Here is a 22780-nt window from a genome sequence, read left to right on the forward strand (position 1 = left end):
ACCGGACGTCAACTACCGGACACCGCCGGGGCGGTGGGGACGCTCACGTCGAACCGATCGGCCTCGGGCGAGGCCTTCAGGAGCGCCGTGAGGGCGCGGCCCTTCGCCTCGCCCTGTTCGCCGCTCCCCCAGACCACCGACCGGCCGCCCTTCAACTCCAGTACCACCGAGTCGTAGGACCGGACCTTGACCTGCAGGGTCTCCTTGCGGACGGCTTCCGGGAGGCCGCCGGCGACGCCGACGGCCTCGTGCAGCAGCCGCTCCTCGTCGAAACGGCGGCCGCTCGGCGACTGCTGCGAGCTCAGTTCGAGGACCGGAACACCCCCGGGCGCCTGTCCGACCGTGTCGAATCGCACACCCGAAGCGTCCACTTCGATGAAGTCCGCGCCCTTCTTGATGAGCAGAACGGGTTTGCGTTCCGTCACCTTCAGCCCGATTCCGTGCGGCCAGGCCCGCACCACATCGACCGAATCGATACGGGGCAGGCGGCCGCGGAGCCGGGCCTCGATCTCGTCGGTGTCCACGGACACCAGGGGCGCGCCGACCGGCACGGCCGCCGCCGCCAGCACCTGCTGCGGGGTGAGGACCCCGGTGCCGCTGGTGGTGACCTTCTCGACCCGGAGCCAGGAGGACCCGTAGAGCACCCACGTGCAGCCCGCGGCCAGGAGCACCGCGAGGACGAGGCCGGCGACCAGGGCGGGGCCCCGGCGCAGCCCGCGCAGGAGCGGCCCGCCGGGACGCGGCCCCCGGGGGCGGGAGCCCGTGGGCCGCTTCGGCGACTTGGGGGCATTCGGACGCCCGAGGGGACCGGAACCCTTTCCCGAGGCTCCCGGACTGCCGCGTTCCGCGGTACTCGCTCCGGCCACTCCTGTGCCTCCTGCGTCGGTGCTTCCCGCGTCAGCGGGCCCTGTTGGCGGCGATCGCCTCGTACACCATCGCGACCAGCAGCTCGTCGGCGTCCCGGCGCCCGAACTCGGCGGCGGCGCGGGACATCTCGTACAGGCGGTGCGGGTCGGCGAGGACCGGGAGGACCTGGCTGAGCACCCACTGCGGGGTCAGCTCCGCGTCGTCCACGAGCAGGCCGCCACCGGCCTTGACCACCGGCTGGGCGTTGAGCCGCTGTTCGCCGTTGCCGATCGGCAGCGGGACGTAGGCGGCGGGCAGCCCGACGGCGGAGAGTTCGGCGACGGTCATCGCGCCCGCCCGGCACAGCATCATGTCGGCGGCGGCGTACGCGAGGTCCATCCGGTCCACGTACGGTACCGGCACGTAGGGCGGCATCCCGGGCATGTTGTCGACACGCGGCAGTTCGTTCTTCGGCCCGACCGCGTGCAGGATCTGGATCCCGGAGCGCTGGAGGGTCGGTGCGACCTGCTCGATCACCTCGTTGAGGCGGCGGGCGCCCTGCGAGCCGCCGGAGACCAGCAGCGTCGGCAGGTTGGGGTCCAGGCCGAAGGCGGCCCGCGCCTCCGGGCGGACCAGGGCCCGGTCGAGGGTGGAGATGGAGCGGCGCAGCGGGATGCCCACGTAGCGGGCGCCGCGCAGTTTGCTGTCGGGGGTGGAGACCGCGACGGCGTGCGCGTACCGGGAGCCGATCTTGTTGGCCAGTCCGGGCCGGGCGTTGGCCTCGTGGACGATGATCGGCACCCCGAGGCGCTTGGCCGCGAGGTAGCCGGGCAGGGCCACGTAGCCGCCGAAGCCGACGACGCAGTCGGCCTTGGTCCGCAGGAGGATCTCCTCCGCGGCCTTGATGGTGCCGCGCAGCCGTCCGGGGACGGTGATCAGCTCGGGTGTGGGCTTGCGGGGCAGCGGAACGGCCGGGATCAGTCCCAGCTCGTAGCCGCGCTCGGGCACCAGACGGGTTTCGAGTCCGCGTTCAGTGCCGAGGGCGGTGATGCCCACGGAAGGGTCCTGCCTGCGCAGGGCGTCCGCGAGGGCGAGCGCCGGCTCGATGTGGCCGGCGGTCCCCCCACCGGCGAGTACGACATGCACCGAAATTCACCGCTCTCCGGACGGACGCCTCTTGACGCGCCGTCTCATCGACTTCCATCTCTGCCCGGTCCGCGGCCGGCCGTTCTTGGGCCTCCGCATCGCGAGCGCCGCCCGTGCCGCCGGCTCCTCACGCGCGAACGCGATGAGCAGTCCGACAGCGAACATGGTCGGCAGCAGGGCCGACCCGCCGTACGAGAACAGCGGGAGCGGGACCCCGGCGATCGGCAGCAGACCGAGCACCGCACCGATGTTGATCACGGCCTGTGCCGTGATCCAGGTGGTCACGCCTCCCGCGGCATACCGTACGAAGGGGTCCTCCGTGCGTCCGGCCACGCGGATACCCGCATAGCCTAGGGCCGCGAACAGGGCGAGCACCGACAGCGTCCCCGCCAGCCCCAGTTCCTCGCCGGTGATGGCGAAGATGAAGTCGGTGTGGGCCTCTGGCAGTTGCCCCCATTTTTCCACACTGGCACCCAGGCCGGAACCGAACCATCCGCCGGAGGCCAGGGCGTAGATTCCGTGCACGGCCTGCCAGCACAGGTCGTTCCTGCCCGGTTCGGTCGCGCCGATGCACGCGAGCCGGTCCATCCGGTGCGGGCTGGTCTTGATGAGCAGCGCGACCAGCACGCCCGCGAAGGCCAGTACCCCCGCGAACATCCGCGTCGGCGCCCCGGCCAGCCACAGCAGGCCGAACAGGATGGCCCCGAGGATCATCGCGGTGCCCATGTCCCCGCCCAGCATGATCAGCCCGAGCAGCAGGAAGGTGACCGGGACCAGCGGGACCAGCAGGTGTTTCCACTGGCTCAGCAGGTCCTTGTCGCCCTTGCGCGCCAACAGGTCGGCGCCCCAGAGGATGAGGGCCAGCTTGCCGAACTCACTGGGCTGGAGCATGAACGGACCACCAAGGGAGATCCAATTCTGGTTGCCGTTGATCGACACCCCTATCCCCGGGACCTGGACGAGGACCATCAGGAAGAGGGTGCCGGTGAGCACGGGGTAGGACAGGGCCCGGTGGAGCTTGACGGGCATCCTGGAGGCGATCAGCAGCAGTGCGGTGCCGATCACGGCGGCCAGGAACTGCTTCTTGAAGAAGTACGCGTCACCCAGCCCGAGCTGGAGCGCCTTGATCATCGAGGCCGAGTAGACCATCACCAGGCCGAGCACGGTGATGAGCAGCGAGCTGCCGAAGATCAGATAGTAGGCCGTGAGCGGCCGGTCCCAGGCCCGGCGCAACTGGGCCTGCGTACGCCGCAGCCCGGCCAGCGGCCCGCCCCCGGTGGAGCGCCCCGTACGGGCGGTGGAGCGCCCCCGGCCCAGCGGCCTGCCGGCCCGGGCCTCCCTGGGTGTCCGGGCGGCCCTGGGGGCCCTGGGCGGCTTCGCCCTGGCGTCCTTGGCGGCCTTGTCGGCGGACGGCCGCCGCCCCGGCAGCACTTGCTTGGCCGGCATCTGTGATCTTCCCCTCCACTCGTACGCGGCGAGCAGCCGTTCGGCCGGAGGGAACCTGCCCTGGGTCGAGCCGGACCTAGACCCGCTCTGCGGCCAGTTCGCGCACCGCGTCGGCGAACGCGTCCCCACGCTTGTTGTAGTTCGCGAACATGTCCATCGAGGCGCATGCGGGTGCCAGCAGAACCGTGTCGCCGGGCTCCGCGAGCCGGGCCGCTTCCCGGACCGCCGCGAGCATCGCCCCAGTGTCGGTCCGCTCGAGGTCCACGACCGGGACCTCCGGGGCGTGTCGCGCCAGCGCCTCGGCGATCAGCGCCCGGTCGGCGCCGATCAGCACGACGGCCCGCAGCCGCTTCGCCGACTTCCGCACGAGCTCGTCGAAGGTCGCGCCCTTGGCCAGGCCGCCGGCGATCCAGACGACCGGCTCGAAGGCCGCCAGGGAGGCCTCGGCGGCGTGGGTGTTGGTGGCCTTGGAGTCGTCGATGTACGTGACCCCGGCGACCTCCTCGACGTGGCTGACCCGGTGGGCGTCCGGCCGGAAGCCGCGCAGTCCGTCGCGGACGGCGCGCGGCGGGACGCCGAAGGCGCGGGCCAGGGCCGCCGCGGCGAGCGCGTTGGCGATGTTGTGCGGGGCCGGCGGGTTGACGTCCGCGACCTCGGCGAGTTCCTGGGCGTTCTTGTGCCGGTTCTCCACGAAGGCCCGGTCGACGAGGATGCCGTCGACGACGCCGAGCATGGAGGGGCCGGGGGCGCCGAGGGTGAAGCCGATCGCGCGGCAGCCCTCCTCGACGTCGGCCTCGACGACCAGGTCCTCGGTGGCCTTGTCGGAGGCGTTGTAGACGCAGGCCACCGTGTTGCCCTCGTAGATCCGCCCCTTGTCGGCGGCGTACGCCTCCATGGAGCCGTGCCAGTCGAGGTGGTCCGGGGCCAGGTTCAGGACGGCCGCGGAGTGGGCGCGCAGCGAGGGCGCCCAGTGCAGCTGGTAGCTGGAGAGCTCGACGGCGAGTACGTCGTACGTCTCCTCGCCGATCACCACGTCGATGATCGGGGTGCCGATGTTGCCGACGGCCGCCGTCCGGAGACCGGCCGCCTTCAGCATCGAGGCGAGCATCTGGGTGGTGGTGGTCTTGCCGTTCGTCCCGGTGATCGCGAGCCAGGGCGCCGGTTCCCTGCGGGGCTCGCCGGAGCGGGCGGCGCGCAGGTCCTCGGCGGTCTCGCGGAGGAGCCAGGCGATCTCCACGTCGCCCACCACGTCCACGCCGACCGCGGCGGCGGCCTCGAAGAGGGGGCTGCCGGGCTTCCAGCCGGGCGAGGTGACCACGAGGTCCGTGCCCTCGGGCAGGACATCGCCGGCCCGTCCACCGCCGTCCAGGAGGCCGAGGCGGACCTCGATGCCCAGCTCCGCCAGTTCGGCGGCCCGCGCGCGGTGCGCGTCGCCGTCGCCGTTGTCGACGACCGTCACCCGCGCACCCAGCCCGGCCAGGGCGCGGGCGGCGCTGACGCCGCTCACGCCCAGGCCGGCGACGGTGATGTTCTTGCCGTGCCAGGCGGTCACTTGTCGGCTGCCCATCCCGCGTAGAAGAGTCCGAGGCCCACGATCACGCACATGCCCTGGATGATCCAGAACCGGACCACGACAAGGACTTCGGACCACCCCTTGAGTTCGAAGTGGTGCTGGAGTGGCGCCATCCGGAAGACGCGCTTCCCGGTCAGCTTGAAGGAGCCGACCTGGATGACGACCGACATGGTGATCAGGACGAAGAGTCCGCCGAGGAGCGCCATCAGGAACTCCGTGCGGGAGCAGATCGCGAGGCCGGCGAGCGCGCCGCCGAGGGCCAGCGAGCCGGTGTCACCCATGAAGATCTTGGCGGGCGAGGTGTTCCACCACAGGAAGCCGAAACAGGCACCCATGAGGGCGGAGGCGACCACCGCGAGGTCCAGTGGGTCGCGCACCTCGAAACAGGCGGCCGGGTTGGTCAGGGTCTGCGCGTTGGCGCAGGACTCCTGGTACTGCCAGACGCCGATGAAGGTGTAGGCACCGAAGACCATCACGGCGGCGCCGGTGGCCAGGCCGTCCAGACCGTCGGTCAGGTTCACGCCGTTGGACATCGCCAGGATCATGAACAGTGCCCAGACCACGAACAGCACCGGGCCGATCGACCAGCCGAAGTCCGTGACGAACGACAGCTTGGTGGAGGCCGGGGCGAGCCCGCGCGCGTCCTTGAACTGCAGCGCGAGCAAGGCGAAGGCGATGCCGACGATCAGCTGGCCGGCCATCTTGGCCTTGGCCCGCAGACCGAGCGAGCGCTGCTTCACGATCTTGATGTAGTCGTCGAGGAAGCCGACCAGTCCCATGCCCGCCATCAGCATGAGGACGAGCAGACCCGAGAAGGTCGGCTGGCTTCCGGTGATCACCTTGGTGAGGGCGTACGCGATCAGCGTGGCCAGGATGAAGGAGATGCCACCCATGGTGGGTGTGCCCTTCTTCCCGGCGTGGCCGCGCGGACCGTCGTCACGGATGAACTGGCCGTAGCCCTTGCGGGCCAGACCCTTGATCAGCAGCGGGGTGCCGATGAGCGTGAGGAAGAGTCCGATGACTCCGGAGAACAGGATCTGCCTCATCGGCCGGCGACCTCGCCCTCGCGCTCCAACAACGCCAGCGCGACCCGCTCCAGACCAACGGACCTGGAAGCCTTCACCAGCACGACGTCACCCGGGCGCAGTTCACTGCGCAACAGGTCGACCGCCGCCTGCGCGTCGGACACGAGCACCGACTCCTCACCCCACGAACCCTCGTTATATGCGCCCAGTTGCAGCCAGGACGCTTCCCTGCCCCCGACTGCGACGAGCTTGCTCACGTTGAGCCGGACGGCAAGCCGCCCCACGGCGTCGTGCTCCGCCAGTGACGCGTCACCGAGCTCGGCCATGGGGCCGAGCACTGCCCACGTGCGTCCCCCGTCGGCCCTTGCGGCGCCGCCCATCGCGGCAAGCGCGCGCAGAGCGGCCCGCATGGACTCGGGATTCGCGTTGTAGGCGTCGTTGACGATCGTCACGCCGTCCGCCCGCTCGGTGACCTCCATCCGCCACCGGGACAAGGTGCCCGCTCCGGAGAGCGCGGTGGCGATCTCCGATGTGGACATGCCCAGTACATGGGCGACGGCGGCCGCGGCGAGCGCGTTCGACACGTGGTGCTCACCGTACAGCCGCAAGGTCACTTCGCCGCACCCGGTGGGTGTGTGGAGTGTGAAGGAGGGCTGTCCCCCGGGTGTCATCCGCACACCAGTGGCCCGTACGTCGGCGTCCTCGGCCTCGCCGAACAGGACCGTACGGGCCTTCGTGCGGGCGGACATCGGGCGGACCAGGGGGTCGTCGGCGTTCAGGACGGCGATACCGCCGTCGGCCGCCGCCGGCAGGGCCTCGACCAGCTCGCCCTTGGCCTGGGCGATCTGCTCGCGGCCGCCGAACTCCCCGATGTGGGCGGTCCCCACGTTCAGGACGAGGCCGATGCGAGGGGGCGTCAGACCGGTGAGGTAGTCGATGTGGCCGATCCCGCGGGCACCCATCTCCAGCACCAGGTGCCGGGTGTCCTCGGTGGCCCTCAGGGCGGTGAGCGGCAGGCCGATCTCGTTGTTGAGGGAGCCGGGCGTCCACACCGTGGGCGCGTGGGTCTGGAGCACCTGTGCGATCAGGTCCTTGGTGGAGGTCTTCCCGGCGGAGCCGGTCAGTGCCACCACGTCGGTGCCCAGGCGCTCGACGACGGCCCGGGCGAGGGCGCCGAGCGCCTTCTCCACGTCGGGGACGACCACGGCCGGTACGCCGACGGGCCGGGCGGCGAGCACGGCCGCGGCGCCGGCGGCGACCGCGCGCTCGGCGTAGTCGTGGCCGTCGACCTGCTCGCCCGCGAAGGCGGCGAACAGGCTGCCGGGCTCCACGAGCCGGGAGTCGATGACCACGGGCCCGGTGATGCGTACGGACGGATCCGGTATGTCGTGGGGCCGCCCGCCGGTGATGTCGGCGATCTCGGCGAGGGAAAGGGCGATCACTGGTTCACCTCGGCCTGTCGGGGGTGCTGGCGCGCTTGGGTCTCGATGGCCGCGCGCAGGACCGCGCGGTCGTCGAAGGGACGTACGACGCCCGCGGTGTCCTGGCCCTGCTCGTGGCCCTTGCCGGCCACCAGTACGGTGTCGCCCGCCTCGGCGCGCGCGACGACGGTGGCGATGGCCGCCGCCCGGTCGGCGTCGACGAGGACGGCGCCCCGCTCGGCGGGCGGGACGGACACGGCGCCCCGGAACATCGCCGCGAGGATCGCCAGCGGGTCCTCGGAGCGCGGGTTGTCGGAGGTCAGTACGGCGGTGTCGGCGAACCGGGCGGCCGCGGCGCCCATCGGGGCCCGCTTGGTGGTGTCGCGGTCGCCGCCGCAGCCGATGACCACGTGCAGTTTGCCGGTGGTGACCTCGCGCAGGGCCCGCAGGACCGATTCGACGGCGTCCGTCTTGTGGGCGTAGTCGACGACGGCCAGGTACGGCTGTCCCGCGTCGACCCGCTCGAGCCGGCCGGGCACCCCGGGGACCGCGGCGACGCCGTCGGCGGCGGTCTGCGGGTCGAGGCCGGCGGCCGCGAGCGTGACCACGGCGGCCACGGTGTTGGCCACGTTGAACGGGCCGGGCAGCGGGGCGGTCGCCCGGATCCGCTGGCCCTCCGGACCCACCAGGGTCAGGGTCGAGTCCATGTGGCCCGAGACCACGTCCTCCGCGCGCCAGTCGGCGGCCGGGTCGCCGGCGGCGGAGAAGGTGACGACCGGGATCGACGCCTCCTTCGCGAGGCGGCGGCCGTACTCGTCGTCGATGTTGACCACGCCGAGGCGGGCGCGGCGCTCGGTGAAGAGCTGCGCCTTGGCCTGGAAGTAGTCCTCCATGCCGGAGTGGAACTCCATGTGCTCCGGGCTCAGGTTGTTGAAGACGGCCACGTCGAAGACGCAGCCGTCGACCCGGCCGAGCACCAGGGCGTGGCTGGAGACCTCCATGGCGACGGCCTCGACGCCGCGTTCGTGCATGACGGCGAAGAGCGCCTGCAGGTCGGTGGCCTCGGGGGTGGTCCGCTCGGACTTGATGCGCTCGTCCCCGACGCGCATCTCGACGGTGCCGATGAGCCCCGTCCTGCGTCCGCCGCCGCGCAGGCCGCCCTCGACGAGGTACGCCGTGGTGGTCTTGCCGGAGGTGCCGGTGATGCCGATCTGCAGCAGGCCCTCTCCCGGCCGCCCGTAGACCTCGGCGGCCAGCTCCCCCATCCGGCCGCGCGGGTCGGCGACGGCGAGGACAGGGAGTCCGGTGGCCGCGGCGCGCTCCGCGCCGTCCGGGTCGGTCAGCACGGCGGCGGCGCCCAGGGCGGCCGCCTGCGCGGCGAAGTCCGCGCCGTGCAGCCTGGCTCCGGGCAGGGCCGCGTAGAGGTCTCCGGGGCGCACGGCACGGGAGTCGTGCGTGATACCGGTGATCCGCGTCTGCGCGCTGGGGCCTCCCGGGGTCGCGACTCCCAGCAGGCCCGCCAGCTCACCGAGGGGAGTCGGGCGGACGGTCAGGGGGCGTGGCGCTCCCGGCGGCGCTGCCGGTGCGTCGTTCTGGGTGGTTCTGGGCTGATCAGCGTGGGGCACGGCGGTGAGCGTACCGGGCCCGGCGGGCCGCTCGCGAAGCGAGGGCCCGGCCTCGGCGGCGGCGGACGCGTGGTTCCCGGGTTCGGGGGTGATCGTTGTCACTGATGGTGCCTCACGGATTGCTGGGGCGGGGCTGCCGGCCCGACGGTCACTGGCCCGGCTGCGGGCTCGGCTGGGTGCCGGGCTGCGCGCCGGGTTCGTAGGTGACCGGGAGACCGGCGGGGGCGGTACCGGTGGGGGCGACCTGGAGGGTTTTGAGGGCGAACTCCATGACCTTCTTGTAGATGGGACCGCAGATCTGGCCGCCGAAGTAGCTGCCCCTGGTGGGGTTCTGGATGGCGCAGTAGACGGTGATGCGGGGGTTGTCGGCAGGTGCGAATCCGGCGAAGGAAGCGGTGTAGCCCTTGTAGCGGCCGGTGGCCGGATCCACCCGGTTGGAGGTGCCGGTCTTCCCACCGACCCGGTAGCCGGGGATGCGCGCCTTGGTGCCGGTGCCCTCCTGGTCGTCGACCACCGACTCCAGCATTTCCGCGAGGGTCTTGGCGGTGTCCGCGCTGACCACCTGGGTCCGCGGCGGCGCCGGGGCCGGGGTGAAGCGGCCGTCGGGGCCCTTGGTGCCGCGGACCAGGGTCGGCTGGATGCGGACGCCGCCGTTGGCGATGGTCGAGTACACGGAGGCGGCCTGCATGGCGTTGAGTGACAGGCCTTGGCCGAAGGGGATCGTGTACTGCTGCGAAGTGGACCATGCCTCGGGCTTGGCGAGGATGCCGCGGGACTCGCCGGGGTAGCCCAGACCGGTGGGCCGGCCGATGCCGAACTTGTCCAGGTAGGAGTAGAGGACCTTGTTGGCCTCGGGCTGCGTCGGGCCGAGCTGGCCGGTGGCCAGGATGGTGCCGATGTTGGAAGACTTGGCCAGGACTCCGTTGAGGGTCAGGTACCAGGTCGGGTGGTCGATGTCGTCCTTGAACAGCCGGTCGCCGCGGTGCAGCCGGTTGGGGACCTCGACGTGGGTGCCCGGGCCGGCCTTCTTCTCCTCCAGCACGGCGGCCATCGACATCACCTTGGCGGTGGAGCCGGGCTCGTACACGTCCTGGAGCGCGGCGTTGCCCATGGCGGCGGAGCTGGCCCTGGAGAGGTCGTTGGGGTCGAAGCCGGGGGCGTTGGCCATGGCGAGGATCTCGCCGGTGCGGGTGTCCTGGACGATGACGTAACCGCGGTCGGCCTCCGACTTGGCCACCTGCTCGGTGATGGCGCTCTGCGCGGCCCACTGGATGTCGCGGTCGATGGTCAGCTCGATGTCCTCGCCGGGTACGGCGGGCTTCTCGCTGGAACCGGCCGTCGGGACGCGGCGGCCGCCGGACTGGGCGTAGGTGAGCTCGCCGTCCTTGCCGGCCAGCTTCTTGTCGAGGGAGGACTCCAGCCCGCCGCCGCCCTTGCCCTCGGCGTTGACGTAACCCAGTATCCCGGCGGCGAGGTCGCCGTTCGGGTACACGCGCTTGCTGCTGTTCTCGTTGAACACACCGGCCAGGACGTTGGCGCCGGGGCCGTTGTTCCTCTTGTCGGCGGCCGCCTTCTCGGCGAAGACCTTCTTGAGGTCCTTGATCTGGTTCCAGACCTGGGGGGTCTGGCGGCGGGCGAGGACGACGTAGCGGGTGTTCTTCGTCTTCAGCCGCGCGGTGAGTTCCTTGGCGTCCTTGCCGATGATCGGCGCGAGGAGGGCGGCCGCCTGCTCGGGGGCGTCGGGGGCCTTGCTCTCCTGGACGGTGAACATGTGCGGGTCGGCCGTGATGTCGTACGCGTCCACGCTGGTGGCGAGGGCTACGCCCTTGCGGTCGGTGATCTCCCCGCGTTCAGCGGCCAGGGTGTAGCTGGCGAAGCGGTTCTCGGAGGCCTTGGCCGAGTACGCGGACGCGTCCACGGCCTGGACCTGGAGCAGCCGTACGACGAACGCCAGCATCACCAGCGTCAGCGCCACGCTGACCAGTCGCAGGCGGGGCTTGGGGGCGCCGAGGCGGATCGTGTGCGGTTTGCGCGCGGGGGCGGGCCTGCGGGTGGCGGGCCTGGAGGCCGGTCGGGCCGTGGCCCGCGCCCGCTCCCCGGCCGGCCGGGGCCGCCCCGGCCCCGGCACCCGCCGCCGCGGCGGCTCCTGCGGGCTCACGCGACCGCTCCCGGCCGCGCCGAAGCCCCGGGGGCTCGGTGGTACCGGGGGTCCCCCCGGACGAGGTCTGGGGGAGGGCAGGGGACTCGCCCCGCAGGGGTACGGGTCACAGCGTCACCGTCCAGGGGTCTGGGAGGGCTGGGCAACTGCTCCGGCTCCGGGTACGGGCGATCCCGAGCCCGCGGGGACCGGCAGGGGGGAACCGGCCGGGCTGGGAACGGACGCGGCCGGGACCGGAACGACCGCGGCCGGCGGCGGCGAGGGCGGCGGCGGCTCCGCCGCCGGCGACGCCGTACCGGCGACCTTGCCGTCCGGGCCGATGAAGACCGGGCTGCCCCCGGGCACCAGGCCCAGCTCGTGCGCCCGCCGCTGCAGCGCGTCGGGCGCCGAGTAGCCGTCCACGTCCCGCTGCAGCGCCTGTTCCTCGTCCGTGAGCGCGGTGGTCTCCTTCTTCAGCTTGCTCAGCTGGAAGGAGCCCTGGTTCAGCGCCGAGTTCAGCAGCAGCAGGCTGATGAGCCCCCCGCCGAGCAGCGCGACCACCAGGAGGACGAACGGCGTCCGCGCCGCCTGCCCCGCGACCGGTCCCCCCAGCACCCGCCCCAGACGTCTCACAGCCGCGCCTCCCGGATCCGTTCCACCCCGCGGCACCGGGCAGGCGCCGCCCGCCGGTTCTCGGCGATCTCCTCCTCGGTCGGCAGCTCCGCACCGCGCGTCAGCAGCTTCAGCTTCGGCTGGTACTTCTCCGGTACGACCGGCAGCCCGGGCGGGGCCGTGGAGGTCGCGCCGGCGGCGAAGACCTGCTTGACGAGCCGGTCCTCCAGCGAGTGGTACGAGAGCACCGCGATCCGGCCGCCGACCGCGATCCGGTCCACGGCGGCGGGGATCGCCCGCTCCAGACCGGAGAGCTCGCCGTTGACCTCGATGCGCAGCGCCTGGAAGGTGCGCTTGGCCGGGTTTCCGCCGGTCCGCTTCGCCGCCTGCGGCAGGGAGTCGCGGATCAGTTCGACGAGGCGCGCGCTGTTGGTGAAGGGTTCCCTGACCCGCTCGCGCACCACCGCGGACACGATCCGCTTGGCCTGCTTCTCCTCGCCGTACTGGCGCAGGATCCGGACCAGCTCGCCGGGCGCGTACGTGTTCAGGACCTCGGCCGCGCTGATGCCGGTCGTCTGGTCCATCCGCATGTCGAGCGGCGCGTCCTGCGCGTAGGCGAAGCCGCGGTCGGCCTCGTCCAGCTGCATGGAGGAGACGCCGAGGTCGAAGAGGATGCCCTGCACGGTGGGGATGCGCAGGCCGTCCAGCACCTCGGCCAGGTCGGCGTAGATGGCGTGGACGAGGGTGGTGCGGTCCCCGAAGGGCGCGAGGCGCTCCCCGGAGAGGCGCAGGGCCTCCTTGTCGCGGTCGAGGCCGATCAGGTGTACCTCGGGGAACCGGGTGAGCAGGGCCTCGCTGTGGCCGCCGAGGCCGAGGGTGCAGTCGACGACGACGGCCCCGGGCCTCTCCAGTGCCGGGGCCAACAGGTCCAGGCACCGCTGGAGCATCACCGGGACGTGTCGGGACTCGCTAGTCAAAGCGCCCTCTCAGATAACGGCGCGGCAGGCATACGCCGCGCCGCGCACGCGGAGTGTTACCAAAGGGCCGGGCGGCCGGTCAGGGCCGGGCTCCGGCCGGTTCGCGTCACTTTAGTGCAACGGTCGCCGCGGTCAACGAACCGCCCCGCGCGCCGTGCGCTCCTCTGGGACTGAACCGGCAAATGCCGCGAATCACCCGGAAGGCCTCCCCCGCCTCACTCCTGTGGGTTAGCTCACAACAGGATGCGGTGACCTTCTTTGTCCACCCTCACTCGATGCTCATACCGCCTGTGACCACTAACGTCGTATCCATGATGACTTCCGTACCCGTGCCTGCCGAGTCCTCCCCCCAGGCCCCCGAGACCGATGGCGCTCCCTCCGTCACCGACCAGCTGGTGGAGGCGAACCGCGTCTACGCCGCGGAGTTCACCGATCCCGGCATGGACGCCCGCCCCGTCCTCCACGTGGCCGTCGTCGCCTGCATGGACGCCAGGCTCGACCTGCACGCCGCCCTGGGCCTGGAGCTCGGCGACTGTCACACGATCCGCAACGCCGGCGGGGTGGTCACCGACGACACCATCCGCTCCCTCACCATCAGCCAGCGGGCGCTCGGCACCCGCGCGGTGATACTCATCCACCACACCGGATGTGGCCTCGAAAGCCTGACCGAGGACTTCCGGCACGAGCTGGAGGACGAGGTCGGCCAGCGCCCCGCCTGGGCCGTGGAGGCGTTCCGGGACGTGGACCAGGACGTCCGCCAGTCGATGCAGCGGGTTCGTACGAACCCCTTCCTGCCCCACAAGGACGATGTGCGAGGCTTCGTCTTCGACGTGCACACCGGACTCCTGCGGGAGATCGATCCCATCTCGTGAGTGACACCAGGGCCAGGCGCCGTCAAGAATGCGGGGAGACGTCACCCGGAAGAACTCCGGGCCGGTGTCCGCACTCTTGATTTCTGAGGTGTTTCGGGGTGGGCCGGTCATGCGTCATGCGGCGCCGGCCCTGGGAAAGGGTCGAGGAGAACCAGGTGACCACGTATGACGACCGAGCGAGCCTCGCGGATCTGACGAGCACGGCACAGCGGGTGCGGGATTCGGTCGAGAGCGTGATCGAGGGCAAGCCGGAGGTGGTCCGCCTCGCGCTGACCGTCCTGCTCGCCGAGGGCCACTTGCTGATCGAGGACGTGCCCGGTGTCGGCAAGACGATGCTGGCCAAGGCGCTCGCCAAGTCCATCGACTGCTCGGTGCAGCGGATCCAGTTCACCCCGGACCTGCTGCCCTCCGACATCACCGGCGTCAGCATCTACGACCAGCAGCGGCGCGAGTTCGAGTTCAAGCCGGGCGCGATCTTCGCTCAGATCGTCATCGGCGACGAGATCAACCGCGCCTCCCCCAAGACCCAGTCCGCGCTGCTGGAGTCGATGGAGGAGCGCCAGGTCACCATCGACGGCACCACGTACACGCTGCCGAGCCCCTTCATGGTGGTCGCCACCCAGAACCCGGTCGAGATGGAGGGCACCTACCCCCTCCCCGAGGCCCAGCGCGACCGCTTCATGGCCCGCGTCTCGGTCGGCTACCCCAGCCCCGAGGCCGAGCTCCAGATGCTCGACGTGCACGGCGGACTCTCCCCGCTCGACGACCTGACGGCCGTCGCGCACGCCCACGACATCGGCAAGCTCATCGAAGCCGTCCGCGAGGTCTACGTGGCGGGGCCCGTCCGGCGCTACGTCGTCGACCTGGTCTCCGCCACCCGCGGCCACCCGGACCTGCGCCTGGGCGCCTCGCCCCGCGCCACCCTGCACCTGTTGCGCGCCGTGAAGGCCTCCGCCGCCCTGGCCGGCCGGGACTACGTCCTGCCCGACGACGTCCAGGCCCTGGCCGGACCGGTGCTCGCGCACCGGCTGCTGCCCACCGCGCAGGCCCAGCTGAGCCGGCGCACCGCCGAGCAGGTCGTCGCCGACATCCTCCAGCGCACCCCCGTACCGGCCGCGCACGGTCGCGGCGAGATCCCGCCCGGCGCGGGCATCCGGGGCTTCTGATGGCCGCCGGCGCCCCGCACGGCGCGGGCGTCCGGGGTCCGCAGGGCGGTGGCGGGCTGCGCGAATCGCTGGCCGGGCTGACCACCCGCGGCCGTTCCTTCCTGGCCGCCGGGATCGCCGCCGGGCTGTGCGCGTACGTGCTGGGCCAGTCCGAGCTGCTCCGGGTCGGGCTGCTGCTCGCCGTACTTCCGCTGATCTGCGTCTTCGCCCTGCACCGCACCCGCCACCGGGTCTCCGGCAGCCGCCGGCTGACCCCGATGCGGGTGCCCGCGGGCTCCGAGGCCCGGGTGCAGCTGCGGCTCGACAACACCTCCCGGATGCCGACCGGCCTGCTGATGCTCCAGGACCGGGTGCCCTACGTGCTGGGGCCACGGCCCCGCTTCGTACTGGACCGGGTGGAGCCGGGCGGCCGCCGCGAGGTGTCCTACCGGGTCCGCTCCGACCTGCGCGGCCGCTACCCGTTGGGCCCGCTCCAGCTGCGCCTCACCGACCCCTTCGGGCTGGTCGAGCTGACCCGCTCCTTCTCCGCCTACGACACCCTCACGGTCATCCCGCGCACCGAAGCACTGCCCGCGGTCCGCCTCACCGGCGAGTCCTCCGGCTACGGCGACGGCAGCCGCCGCTCGCTGGCCCTGGCGGGCGAGGACGACGTGATCCCGCGCGGCTACCGGCGCGGCGACGACCTGCGCCGGGTGCACTGGCGCTCCACCGCCCGCTACGGCGAGCTGATGGTGCGCCGCGAGGAGCAGCCGCAGCGCAGCCGGGCCACGGTGCTGCTGGACACCCGGCGGCTCGCCTACGAGGGCGCCGGCCCCGACTCCGCCTTCGAGTGGGCCGTCTCCGGCGCCGCCTCGGTACTGGTGCACCTGCTGGAGCAGGGCTTCTCGGTGCGGCTGCTGACCGATACCGGGGACTGCGTGCCCCGCGAGGGCGGCGGCTTCACCTCCGGCGGGCAGGAGTCCGCGGAGGCGGCGGGGCTGATGATGGACACCCTCGCGGTGGTCGGCCACTCCGACGGGGCCGGGCTCTCCCGGGCCTACGACGCGGTCCGGAGCAACGGGCTCGGCAGCGACTTCGGCGGAGCCGGCGGTGACGGGCTCCTCATCGCCTTCTTCGGAGACCTGGACGACGTACAGACGGGGCTGGCTGCCAAGATGTGCCGGCGCGGCGGAGGCGCCGTGGCGTTCGTACTGGACTCCGCGGACTGGTCCGGACGGCCGCGGCCGGCTGCCGCGGGGCAGGGGCTGCCTCCGCTGGTGGAGCGCCTGGCCGGGCTGCGCGACGCGGGCTGGACGGCCCTGGCCGCACCGCCCGGGGTGGCTTTCGGGGAACTGTGGCGGCAGGCGGGCAACGCGCCGATCGGCACGGTCGGCGGTTCGGGTTCGGCGGGGGGCTGGGGATGAGCGGGCGGGCGAGACTGACGGTCTTCGCGGCTCTGGCGACGCTGTTCACCGCGTGGTCGCTGAGTCCGCTGGTGGAGTCGGGCGGCTGGCTGCCGCAGGCGGCGCTGCTGCTGGCGCTGCAGAGCGCGGTCGGCGCGGGGGCGCGGCGGGTCCCGCTGGCCCGGACGCTGACGGTGGCGGCGCAGCTGCTCGTATCGCTGCTGGCGCTGATGCTGCTGTTCGGCGGGAAGGCGCGGACCTCCTCCGGCGACGGGGTGCTCGCGTACCTCGTGACCGACTTCGGCGCGCTGTTCGGCCAGGGCGTCCAGGACGTCAACGAGTTCGCGATGCCCGCGCCGCTGACGGACGGGATCCGGCTGCTGCTGGTGTCCGGGGTGCTGCTGATCGGGCTGCTCGTGGACCTGCTGGCGGTGACGGCGCGGACGGCCGCAGCGGCCGGGCTGCCGCTGCTCGCGCTGTACTCGGTGGCGGCTGGCCTGACGGGCGCCGCCGCCGGCTCCGGCTCCGGCGGTGCCTCCTGGTTCTCCTTCCTGCTGGCGGGCTGCGGCTATCTGCTCCTGCTGCTGGCCGAGGGCCGCGACCGCCTCGCACAGTGGGGCCGGGTCTTCGGCGCCGCCCCGCGCGGAGAGGTGGCGGCCGGGTACTCGGGCGGCGGGCAGGCGCTCGCCCCCGTGCGCACCGGGCGGCGGATCGGCGCGGTCGCGCTGGGGCTGGCGCTCGCGGTGCCCGCGGTGCTGCCGGCGCTGGGCGGCGGGGTCCTGGGCGGGGGCTCCGGGGGCGACGGGGAAGGTACCGGCATCGGTCCGTCGATCCAGGCGGTCAACCCGCTGGTCTCCTTGCAGAGCAGCCTGAACACCCAGGACAACCGGGTGGTGCTGCGGTACCGCACGGACAGCCCGCAGCTGAGCGAGCAGTACCTGCGGATCCTGGCGCTGGACGAGTTCAACGGCGTCAAGTGGGAGGCCTCCGGGCGGGCCCTGACGGACGTTCCGAAGCGGCTGCCGAACCCGCCCGGTGTGAGCGCCGACGTACTGGCCGGCGCGACCGAGGTGCAGACGTTCATCTCCTCGGCGCAGACCTACGCCCAGCGCTACCTGCCGATGCCGTATCCGGCGACGGGAGTGGACATCGCCGGCAAGTGGCGGTTCGAGCCGGCCGGCCGCACGCTCGTCGGGGACCAGCTGGGCAAGGACAAGTACCAGAACGCGCAGGGTGTGCAGTACTCCGTACGGAGCCTGCTGCTGAGGCCGACGGCGGAGCAGCTGAAGAAGGCGCCCGCACCCGACCCGGGGATCGCGGCCGAGTACACGAAGGTGCCGGACAACCTCCCCGCGGTCGTCGCCCAGACGGCCCGCGAGGTCACGCGCGGCGCGAAGGACGACTACACGGCGGCGGTCCGGCTCCAGGACTGGTTCGCGGTGAGCGGCGGGTTCCGCTACGACACGAAGGTGTCCTCGGGCACGGGTTCGGCGGCCATCGCCAGGTTCCTCGCCGACAAGGAGGGCTTCTGCGTCCACTTCGCCTTCTCCATGGCCTCGATGGCGCGCACGCTGGGCATCCCGGCGCGGGTGGCGGTCGGGTTCACACCCGGGGAGAAGCAGTCGGACGGCGTGGTCAACGTGTCGATGCGGGACGCGCACGCCTGGCCGGAGCTGTACTTCGAGGGCGTGGGCTGGACCCGCTTCGAGCCGACGCCCCGGTCGGGCATCACGGTGCCGGACTACAGCCGGCCCAGCACCCCGCAGCCCCTGCCGACCGCTCCGACGGCGGCCCCCTCGGCGAGTGCGGCGCAGCCGTCGGCCGGGCCCTCGAAGGCGGAGGACTGCCCGCCGGACCAGAAGAAGCTGGGCGAGTGCGGTCCGGCCGCGGCCCGGAACAACGCCGGCTCGGGCGGGGCCGGTCCCACCGCGGCCACCGTCCTGGCCTGGACGGCGGGCGGTGTCGCCCTGCTGGTCCTGCCCCTGCTCCCGTTCGCGTGGCGCCGGCGGCTGCGGTCGCGGCGGCTGGGCTCGGGGGAGGTGATGGCCGCCTGGCGGGAGCTGGGTGACGCGGCGTGGGACGTCGGGATCGCCCCGGACGAGGCGCTGTCCCCCCGGGGGGCCGCGGACCGGGTGGTGGCGCTCGGCAGCCTGGAGCCGGCCGCGGCCGATGCCGTACGCCGCGTCTCGGGTGCGGTGGAGCGTGCGCTGTACGCCCCGCCGGGCGCGGAGCCCTCGTACGGGACGCTGGCCGCGGATGTGCTGGTGGCCCGCGCCGGGCTGCTCTCGGGCGTGTCCCGGAGGGGCCGGCTGCGCGCCCTGTTCGCCCCCCGGTCGGCGGTGCGCCTGCGCTGGGCCTGCGCGGCCCGCTGGTCGGCGCAGGCCGCCCGCGCGGCGTCAGCCTCGGCCCGTCTGCGGAGCCTGCTCCCCGCGCGGAGCCGCGGCTGACGGCTGGGCGGCCCGGTCCGGACCGCCGGTGTTCGGGGCGCGGGGTTCGGGGCGGAACCCCAGGAAGCGGCGCCGCGCACGGACACGGACACGGAAGCGGCCGGTGTCGAGGCTCGATCCCCCCGAGCCCCGGCACCGGCCGCTGTGAGAGACCCGGTCCGCACCTGCCGCCCCGTGCCGGCGGTGCGGGCCGGGTCCCCGTCCGTAGCCCCCAGTCTGATGTCCCCGCAGGGCAGGGCCATCCGCGCACGTACTCATTTCCGTGCCTAGGTACGGATACTCATCCGCCCCACCAGTTCTACGCGGACCCACCGCCCCCGCGGCACCGCCGATCGGGGGTCACGGGTCAGCGGTTCCCGCTGACCCGGCCCCGCAGCAGCAGCGACAGCGCCGAGTGCACGTCGTCCAGCGACCGCTCGCTCTGGAAGGACTGCCAGTCCAGGGCCGCCACCAGTACCATCCCCACCAGCGCGGCGGCGGTCAGCGGCACGTCGATCTCCGCACTGAGCTCTCCCCGCTCCACGCCTTCGCGCAGCACCGTCTCGACGACGGCGACCGCCTCCCGCCGGACGACCATCAGCGTGGACTGCCAGGTCCGGTTGGTCCGCCACAGCTCGGCGACGTAGAGCTGGGTGAAGGCCGGGTACCGGTCGATGAACACCAGGCCGGCCCGGATCATCTCGTCGAGCGCCTCGACCCGGGTCCCGCCCCTCGCCTCGGTCGATTCCGCCGCCGTCCGCAGGGATTCGGTCAGCAGCCCGACCCCGTGCCGCAGCAGCTCCTCGAAGAGGTCGTTCTTGCTGGCGAAGTTGTAGTAGACGGTGCCCTTCGCTACGCCCGCCCGCTCGGCGATCTCGTCGACCGTGGTCGCGGAGAAGCCCTGCTCGGCGATGAGGGTGACGGCCGCTTCGTAGAGCTTCTGCCGTGTGGCCTGGCGGCGGCCGCCGCCGCCCGCGGCCGTACCGGTGCTGCTGCTTTCCATGGCGCTGATTCTCACAGCTCGACCCGTCCCCACGGCCTACAGACTCAGTTCCGGATGCAGCCGGTCCATCGTCCACACCTGCTTGCCGCGGGCCGCGAGCGCGGTGAGGGCGAGGGCGCCCGCCGTGAAGGCGGTCAGGACGACGCAGCCCTGCCAGACCGGGGCCAGGTCCCCGCCGGTGATCAGGCGCCGCAGGCTCTCGACGACGTAGGACATCGGCAGGTAGGGGTGGACGGCGTTGAAGAAGCCGGGGCTGGTCTGGACGGGGTAGGTGCCACCCGCCGAGGTCAGCTGGAGCATCAGGACGGCCAGCACCAGGATCCGGCCGGCGGCGCCGAACTTGGCGTTGAGCCACTGGACGATCGCGGCGAAGCAGCCGGTGACCAGCATCAGGAAGGCGACGGTGAGCGCCGGCCGGGCCATCTGCAGACCGAGTCCCCAGTGGAGTACGGACATCAGCGCGCCGACCTGCGCGGCGCCGAGCCCGGCCACGGGCAGCCAGCCCGCGAAGGCGATCCGCCAGGGCGAGGCGCCGGCGGCGAGCGCCCGCCGGTTGAGCGGTGCGATCAGCATGTAGGCGACCATCGCGCCGACCCACAGGGAGAGCGGGATGAAGTACGGGGCGAAGCCGGTGCCGTAGTTGGGCGCCTTGTGCAAGGACTGGTTGGCGAGCCTTACGGGATCGGCCATCACCTCGGTGCGGGTGTCGCGCTGCGCCTGGTCGTAGTCGGGTATCTTTCCGGCGCCGTCGTGCAGGCCGCCGGCGAGTTCTCCGTTGCCGTCCACCAGCTTGACCAGACCGCCGTCGAGACTGTGGGCGCCGTCGCCGAGCTTGCCGACACCCGCGCCGATCGCGCCGGAGCCTTCGGTGGCCGAGCCGAGGCCGGTGTGCAGCTGGGCCATTCCGGTGGCGACCTTGTGGGCACCCGTGTTGAGGGCGTTCACCTGGGTGACCGCCGAATCCAGGTCCGCGGAGAGGCCGGGGGCCTTCGTGGCGAGGAGGCGGGCGGCCTTTTCGAGGTCGTCCAATTGCGTGCGGAGCTTGTCGATGTCGCCGTTGGAGTTCTTGACGAGCGCGTTGACGTCACCGGCCAACCGGGCGCCCTCGGCGGCGTTGTCCTTGAGCCGCTGCAGCTCCGGGCAGGTGTCCGGGACGGGCTTGGCTCCGGTGGTGCAGGTCTTCGCGTAGTAGTCGGCGAGGCCGGTGGAGACGCCCTGGCTGATGGCGGCGGCGGCCGGGGCCTTCCCGGCGAAGTCCTCGAGGTGCTTCTTGACGACCTGGGCGGTGTCGGCGACGAGCAGTGCGCTGTCCGCGAGCTGCTTGGGGTCCTTGAGGAAGGGCCGGGTCCGGTCCGCGACGCCGCCCACCTTCTCGACGAGCTGCTGGGTGCCGTCAGCGACACCCTTCGTCCCCGTTTCCAGCTGCGCGGCGGCTCCGTTCAGCTTCTTCAGGCCGCCGGTGAGCTCGCCGTTCTTCGCCTTCGCCGTGTCCAGGCCGTTGGCGAGGTCCTCGGCGCCCTTCTGGGCCTTGCCCGCGCCGTCGGTGAGCTTGTCGGCCCCGTCGGCGGCCTCGGCGGTCTTGCCGTGGAGGTCGGAGAAGTTGACGAAGATCTTGTCGAGGAACCCGCGGGAGGCGTTGGTGGACGCCGCCGAGCGGACCTCGGCGAAGACGGTGCGCGAGATCGAACCCACGATGTAGTTGTTCGCGTCGTTGGTGCGCACCTGGAGGGCACCGGTGGCGGGGTCCGTGCCGGAGCTGGAGGCGATCTTCGAGCTGAAGTCGGAGGGCATGGTGAGGGAGAGGTAGTACGTACCGTTCTCCAGCCCCTTGGCCGCCTCCGCCGCGCTCACCTCGTGCCAGTCGAAGGTCTTGCTGGCGTGCAGCTTGCGGGTGATCTCACCGCCGGCGTCGATCCGCTTGCCGTCGACGGTGGCGCCCTGGTCGGAGTTGACGAGGGCGACGGGCACCTTGTCGAGGCGGCTGTAGGGGTCCCAGAAGGACCACAGGTACAGCGCTCCGTAGAGGAGCGGCAGCAGGAGCAGCGCGACGAGGGCGGCCCGGGGCAGCTTCCCCCGCCCGAACCGCTTCAGCTCAAGCGCGGCCAGTTTCGGCGAGCGCATCGTCGTCCCCCTTCGTGTCGTGCGTGTCGTGCGTGTCGTGCCTGTCGGGCGTGCTGTCGGTGCCGCCCGCGTCGGCGGCCCCGTCCGTGTGTCCGGTGCCTTCGGCGTCCGGCTTGTCGGTCGCCGGCTTGTCGGCGACCGGCTTGTCGGCGACCGGCTTGTCGGCGACCGGCTTGTCGGTCCCCCCGGCGCCCCAGCTGACCTTGGAGTCCATGGGCCGGGGCACCGCGGCGCTCCGACCGGCCGCCGGCTCCGGGGTGGTGGCCGGGACGGTCCGCAGGACGGTCACGTCGGCCGGGGCCTCGCTGCACACCGCGAGGACGGTGGTCCCGCGGGCGGCGAGGGAGCGGAGCAGGTCCCAGACCTCGGTGCGCTCGGCGTCCGAGAGCTTGAGGTCCAGGTCGTCCAGGGCCAGCAGGCGCGGCGAGCCGAGCAGCGCGATGGCCACCGACAGGCGTACGGATTCCAGCCGTTCCAGGTCCCGTACGGAGGTTCGCGGTCCCTTGGGCAGGGTCTCGAGGTCCAGTCCGGCGGCGGCCAGCGCGGCATCGATCCGGGCCGCGGTGGAGGTGCGGCTCTCGCCGCGCGGGCGGAGCAGGGCGCGGACCGGGCCTTCGTAGCGGCGCTGGAGCATGGCGCCTTCGCGCAGTTGCTCGGTTACGGTAAGGGCTTGGTCGAGGTCGTTGACCCCGGGGACCGGGCCGAGGGCGGCGATGCGGCGGACCGCGGCCATCTTCTTCGGCAGCCGGTGGCGGCCGACCTCGGCGTGACCCTCGGTGGGCTTCATCCGGCCGGTGAGCGCGAGGAGCAGGCAGGTCCGTCCGCTGCCGGAGGGGCCTTCGACCGCGATGAGCGAGCCGGGCGCCGCGTCCACCCCGACGCCCCGGAACACCCAGCCGCGCGGGCCCTTGAGTCCGAAGTCCTCGGCTTTGACGGCCGCGCCGTGCGGGCTGTCCACTCCGCCCCTCCTTCTTTTGAACTGACCGGTCAGTGCAAAAACTA

Annotated in this window: 17 protein-coding genes; 4 read left to right on the plus strand and 13 right to left on the minus strand. The window is 72.5% G+C overall.

Translation table 11 applies throughout. The features are described 5' to 3' along the window. Nucleotides 1-8: 8 nt before the first annotated feature. The 10 genes from OG389_RS10415 to rsmH form a co-directional block, all read right to left on the minus strand. Nucleotides 9-866 (minus strand): cell division protein FtsQ/DivIB, encoded by an 858-nt coding sequence (locus tag OG389_RS10415; RefSeq protein ID WP_443059243.1) that lies wholly within the window; start codon nt 864-866, stop codon nt 9-11. Between the two features lie 31 nt (nt 867-897). Next, entirely contained in the window at nt 898-1992 is a 1095-nt protein-coding gene (gene murG, locus OG389_RS10420) for an undecaprenyldiphospho-muramoylpentapeptide beta-N-acetylglucosaminyltransferase (RefSeq protein WP_328298188.1), read from the minus strand. A 6-nt stretch (nt 1993-1998) separates the two neighbouring features. Next, a complete protein-coding gene (ftsW, locus tag OG389_RS10425) occupies nt 1999-3438 on the minus strand; it encodes a putative lipid II flippase FtsW (RefSeq protein ID WP_328298189.1) in 1440 nt (479 codons plus the stop codon). Between the two features lie 76 nt (nt 3439-3514). Further along, nucleotides 3515-5005: a UDP-N-acetylmuramoyl-L-alanine--D-glutamate ligase gene (gene murD, locus OG389_RS10430; RefSeq protein WP_328298190.1), complete on the minus strand. Its 1491-nt coding sequence runs from the start codon at nt 5003-5005 to the stop codon at nt 3515-3517. Beyond that, a complete protein-coding gene (gene mraY / locus OG389_RS10435) occupies nt 4987-6057 on the minus strand; it encodes a phospho-N-acetylmuramoyl-pentapeptide-transferase (protein WP_328298191.1) in 1071 nt (356 codons plus the stop codon). The genes murD and mraY overlap by 19 nt, the downstream gene beginning before the upstream one ends. Further along, nucleotides 6054-7478, minus strand: a complete 1425-nt coding sequence (locus OG389_RS10440; protein ID WP_328298192.1) for a UDP-N-acetylmuramoyl-tripeptide--D-alanyl-D-alanine ligase — start codon at nt 7476-7478, stop codon at nt 6054-6056. The genes mraY and OG389_RS10440 overlap by 4 nt, the downstream gene beginning before the upstream one ends. Beyond that, a complete protein-coding gene (locus OG389_RS10445) occupies nt 7475-9184 on the minus strand; it encodes a UDP-N-acetylmuramoyl-L-alanyl-D-glutamate--2,6-diaminopimelate ligase (RefSeq protein ID WP_328298193.1) in 1710 nt (569 codons plus the stop codon). The genes OG389_RS10440 and OG389_RS10445 overlap by 4 nt, the downstream gene beginning before the upstream one ends. Nucleotides 9185-9230: 46 nt before the next feature. After that, nucleotides 9231-11240 (minus strand): peptidoglycan D,D-transpeptidase FtsI family protein, encoded by a 2010-nt coding sequence (locus OG389_RS10450; protein WP_328298194.1) that lies wholly within the window; start codon nt 11238-11240, stop codon nt 9231-9233. A 114-nt stretch (nt 11241-11354) separates the two neighbouring features. Then, nucleotides 11355-11852 carry a hypothetical protein gene (locus OG389_RS10455; protein ID WP_328298195.1) on the minus strand — a complete coding sequence of 166 codons (498 nt, stop codon included), beginning with the start codon at nt 11850-11852 and terminating at the stop codon, nt 11355-11357. After that, a complete protein-coding gene (rsmH, locus tag OG389_RS10460; RefSeq protein WP_443059421.1) occupies nt 11849-12778 on the minus strand; it encodes a 16S rRNA (cytosine(1402)-N(4))-methyltransferase RsmH in 930 nt (309 codons plus the stop codon). Before rsmH ends, OG389_RS10455 begins: the two co-directional genes overlap by 4 nt. A gap of 341 nt (nt 12779-13119) precedes the next feature. On the opposite strand from rsmH, the gene OG389_RS10465 reads away from it, so the two are divergent. The 4 genes from OG389_RS10465 (at nt 13120) to OG389_RS10480 (ending at nt 18675) form a co-directional block, all read left to right on the plus strand. Beyond that, nucleotides 13120-13680 (plus strand): beta-class carbonic anhydrase, encoded by a 561-nt coding sequence (locus OG389_RS10465; protein WP_328298198.1) that lies wholly within the window; start codon nt 13120-13122, stop codon nt 13678-13680. A gap of 155 nt (nt 13681-13835) precedes the next feature. Next, the gene (locus tag OG389_RS10470) at nt 13836-14846 is read left to right on the plus strand and encodes an AAA family ATPase (RefSeq protein ID WP_328298199.1); all 1011 of its coding nucleotides are present in this window, start codon (nt 13836-13838) and stop codon (nt 14844-14846) included. Further along, nucleotides 14846-16249 (plus strand): DUF58 domain-containing protein, encoded by a 1404-nt coding sequence (locus OG389_RS10475; RefSeq protein ID WP_328298200.1) that lies wholly within the window; start codon nt 14846-14848, stop codon nt 16247-16249. Before OG389_RS10470 ends, OG389_RS10475 begins: the two co-directional genes overlap by 1 nt. Next, the gene (locus tag OG389_RS10480) at nt 16246-18675 is read left to right on the plus strand and encodes a transglutaminase family protein (protein WP_328298201.1); all 2430 of its coding nucleotides are present in this window, start codon (nt 16246-16248) and stop codon (nt 18673-18675) included. Before OG389_RS10475 ends, OG389_RS10480 begins: the two co-directional genes overlap by 4 nt. 346 nt (nt 18676-19021) lie before the next feature. On the opposite strand, the gene OG389_RS10485 is transcribed toward OG389_RS10480, so the two are convergent. Genes OG389_RS10485 through OG389_RS10495 form a run of 3 tightly spaced genes read right to left on the minus strand, consistent with a single transcriptional unit; the run spans nt 19022 to nt 22736 of the window. After that, a complete protein-coding gene (locus OG389_RS10485) occupies nt 19022-19657 on the minus strand; it encodes a TetR/AcrR family transcriptional regulator (RefSeq protein ID WP_328298202.1) in 636 nt (211 codons plus the stop codon). A gap of 36 nt (nt 19658-19693) precedes the next feature. Beyond that, nucleotides 19694-21778, minus strand: coding sequence for a YhgE/Pip domain-containing protein (locus OG389_RS10490; protein WP_328298203.1), 2085 nt, complete (start codon nt 21776-21778; stop codon nt 19694-19696). Beyond that, a complete protein-coding gene (locus OG389_RS10495) occupies nt 21750-22736 on the minus strand; it encodes an ATP-binding cassette domain-containing protein (protein WP_328298204.1) in 987 nt (328 codons plus the stop codon). Before OG389_RS10495 ends, OG389_RS10490 begins: the two co-directional genes overlap by 29 nt. Nucleotides 22737-22780 lie beyond the last annotated feature (44 nt).

Origin of the sequence: Streptomyces sp. NBC_00435, assembly GCF_036014235.1 — a bacterium.
In the GTDB taxonomy this organism is placed as follows: domain Bacteria; phylum Actinomycetota; class Actinomycetes; order Streptomycetales; family Streptomycetaceae; genus Streptomyces.

Excerpts from the sequence above, each read along its gene's own strand:
- OG389_RS10480 (WP_328298201.1), top strand. The coding sequence starts at position 16,246 with ATGAGCGGGCGGGCGAGACTGACGGTCTTCGCGGCTCTGGCGACGCTG.
- ftsW (WP_328298189.1), bottom strand. The coding sequence starts at position 3,438 with ATGCCGGCCAAGCAAGTGCTGCCGGGGCGGCGGCCGTCCGCCGACAAG.
- OG389_RS10485 (WP_328298202.1), bottom strand. The coding sequence starts at position 19,657 with ATGGAAAGCAGCAGCACCGGTACGGCCGCGGGCGGCGGCGGCCGCCGC.
- murD (WP_328298190.1), bottom strand. The coding sequence starts at position 5,005 with ATGGGCAGCCGACAAGTGACCGCCTGGCACGGCAAGAACATCACCGTC.
- OG389_RS10465 (WP_328298198.1), top strand. The coding sequence starts at position 13,120 with ATGATGACTTCCGTACCCGTGCCTGCCGAGTCCTCCCCCCAGGCCCCC.
- OG389_RS10475 (WP_328298200.1), top strand. The coding sequence starts at position 14,846 with ATGGCCGCCGGCGCCCCGCACGGCGCGGGCGTCCGGGGTCCGCAGGGC.
- rsmH (WP_443059421.1), bottom strand. The coding sequence starts at position 12,778 with ATGCTCCAGCGGTGCCTGGACCTGTTGGCCCCGGCACTGGAGAGGCCC.
- OG389_RS10490 (WP_328298203.1), bottom strand. The coding sequence starts at position 21,778 with ATGCGCTCGCCGAAACTGGCCGCGCTTGAGCTGAAGCGGTTCGGGCGG.
- mraY (WP_328298191.1), bottom strand. The coding sequence starts at position 6,057 with ATGAGGCAGATCCTGTTCTCCGGAGTCATCGGACTCTTCCTCACGCTC.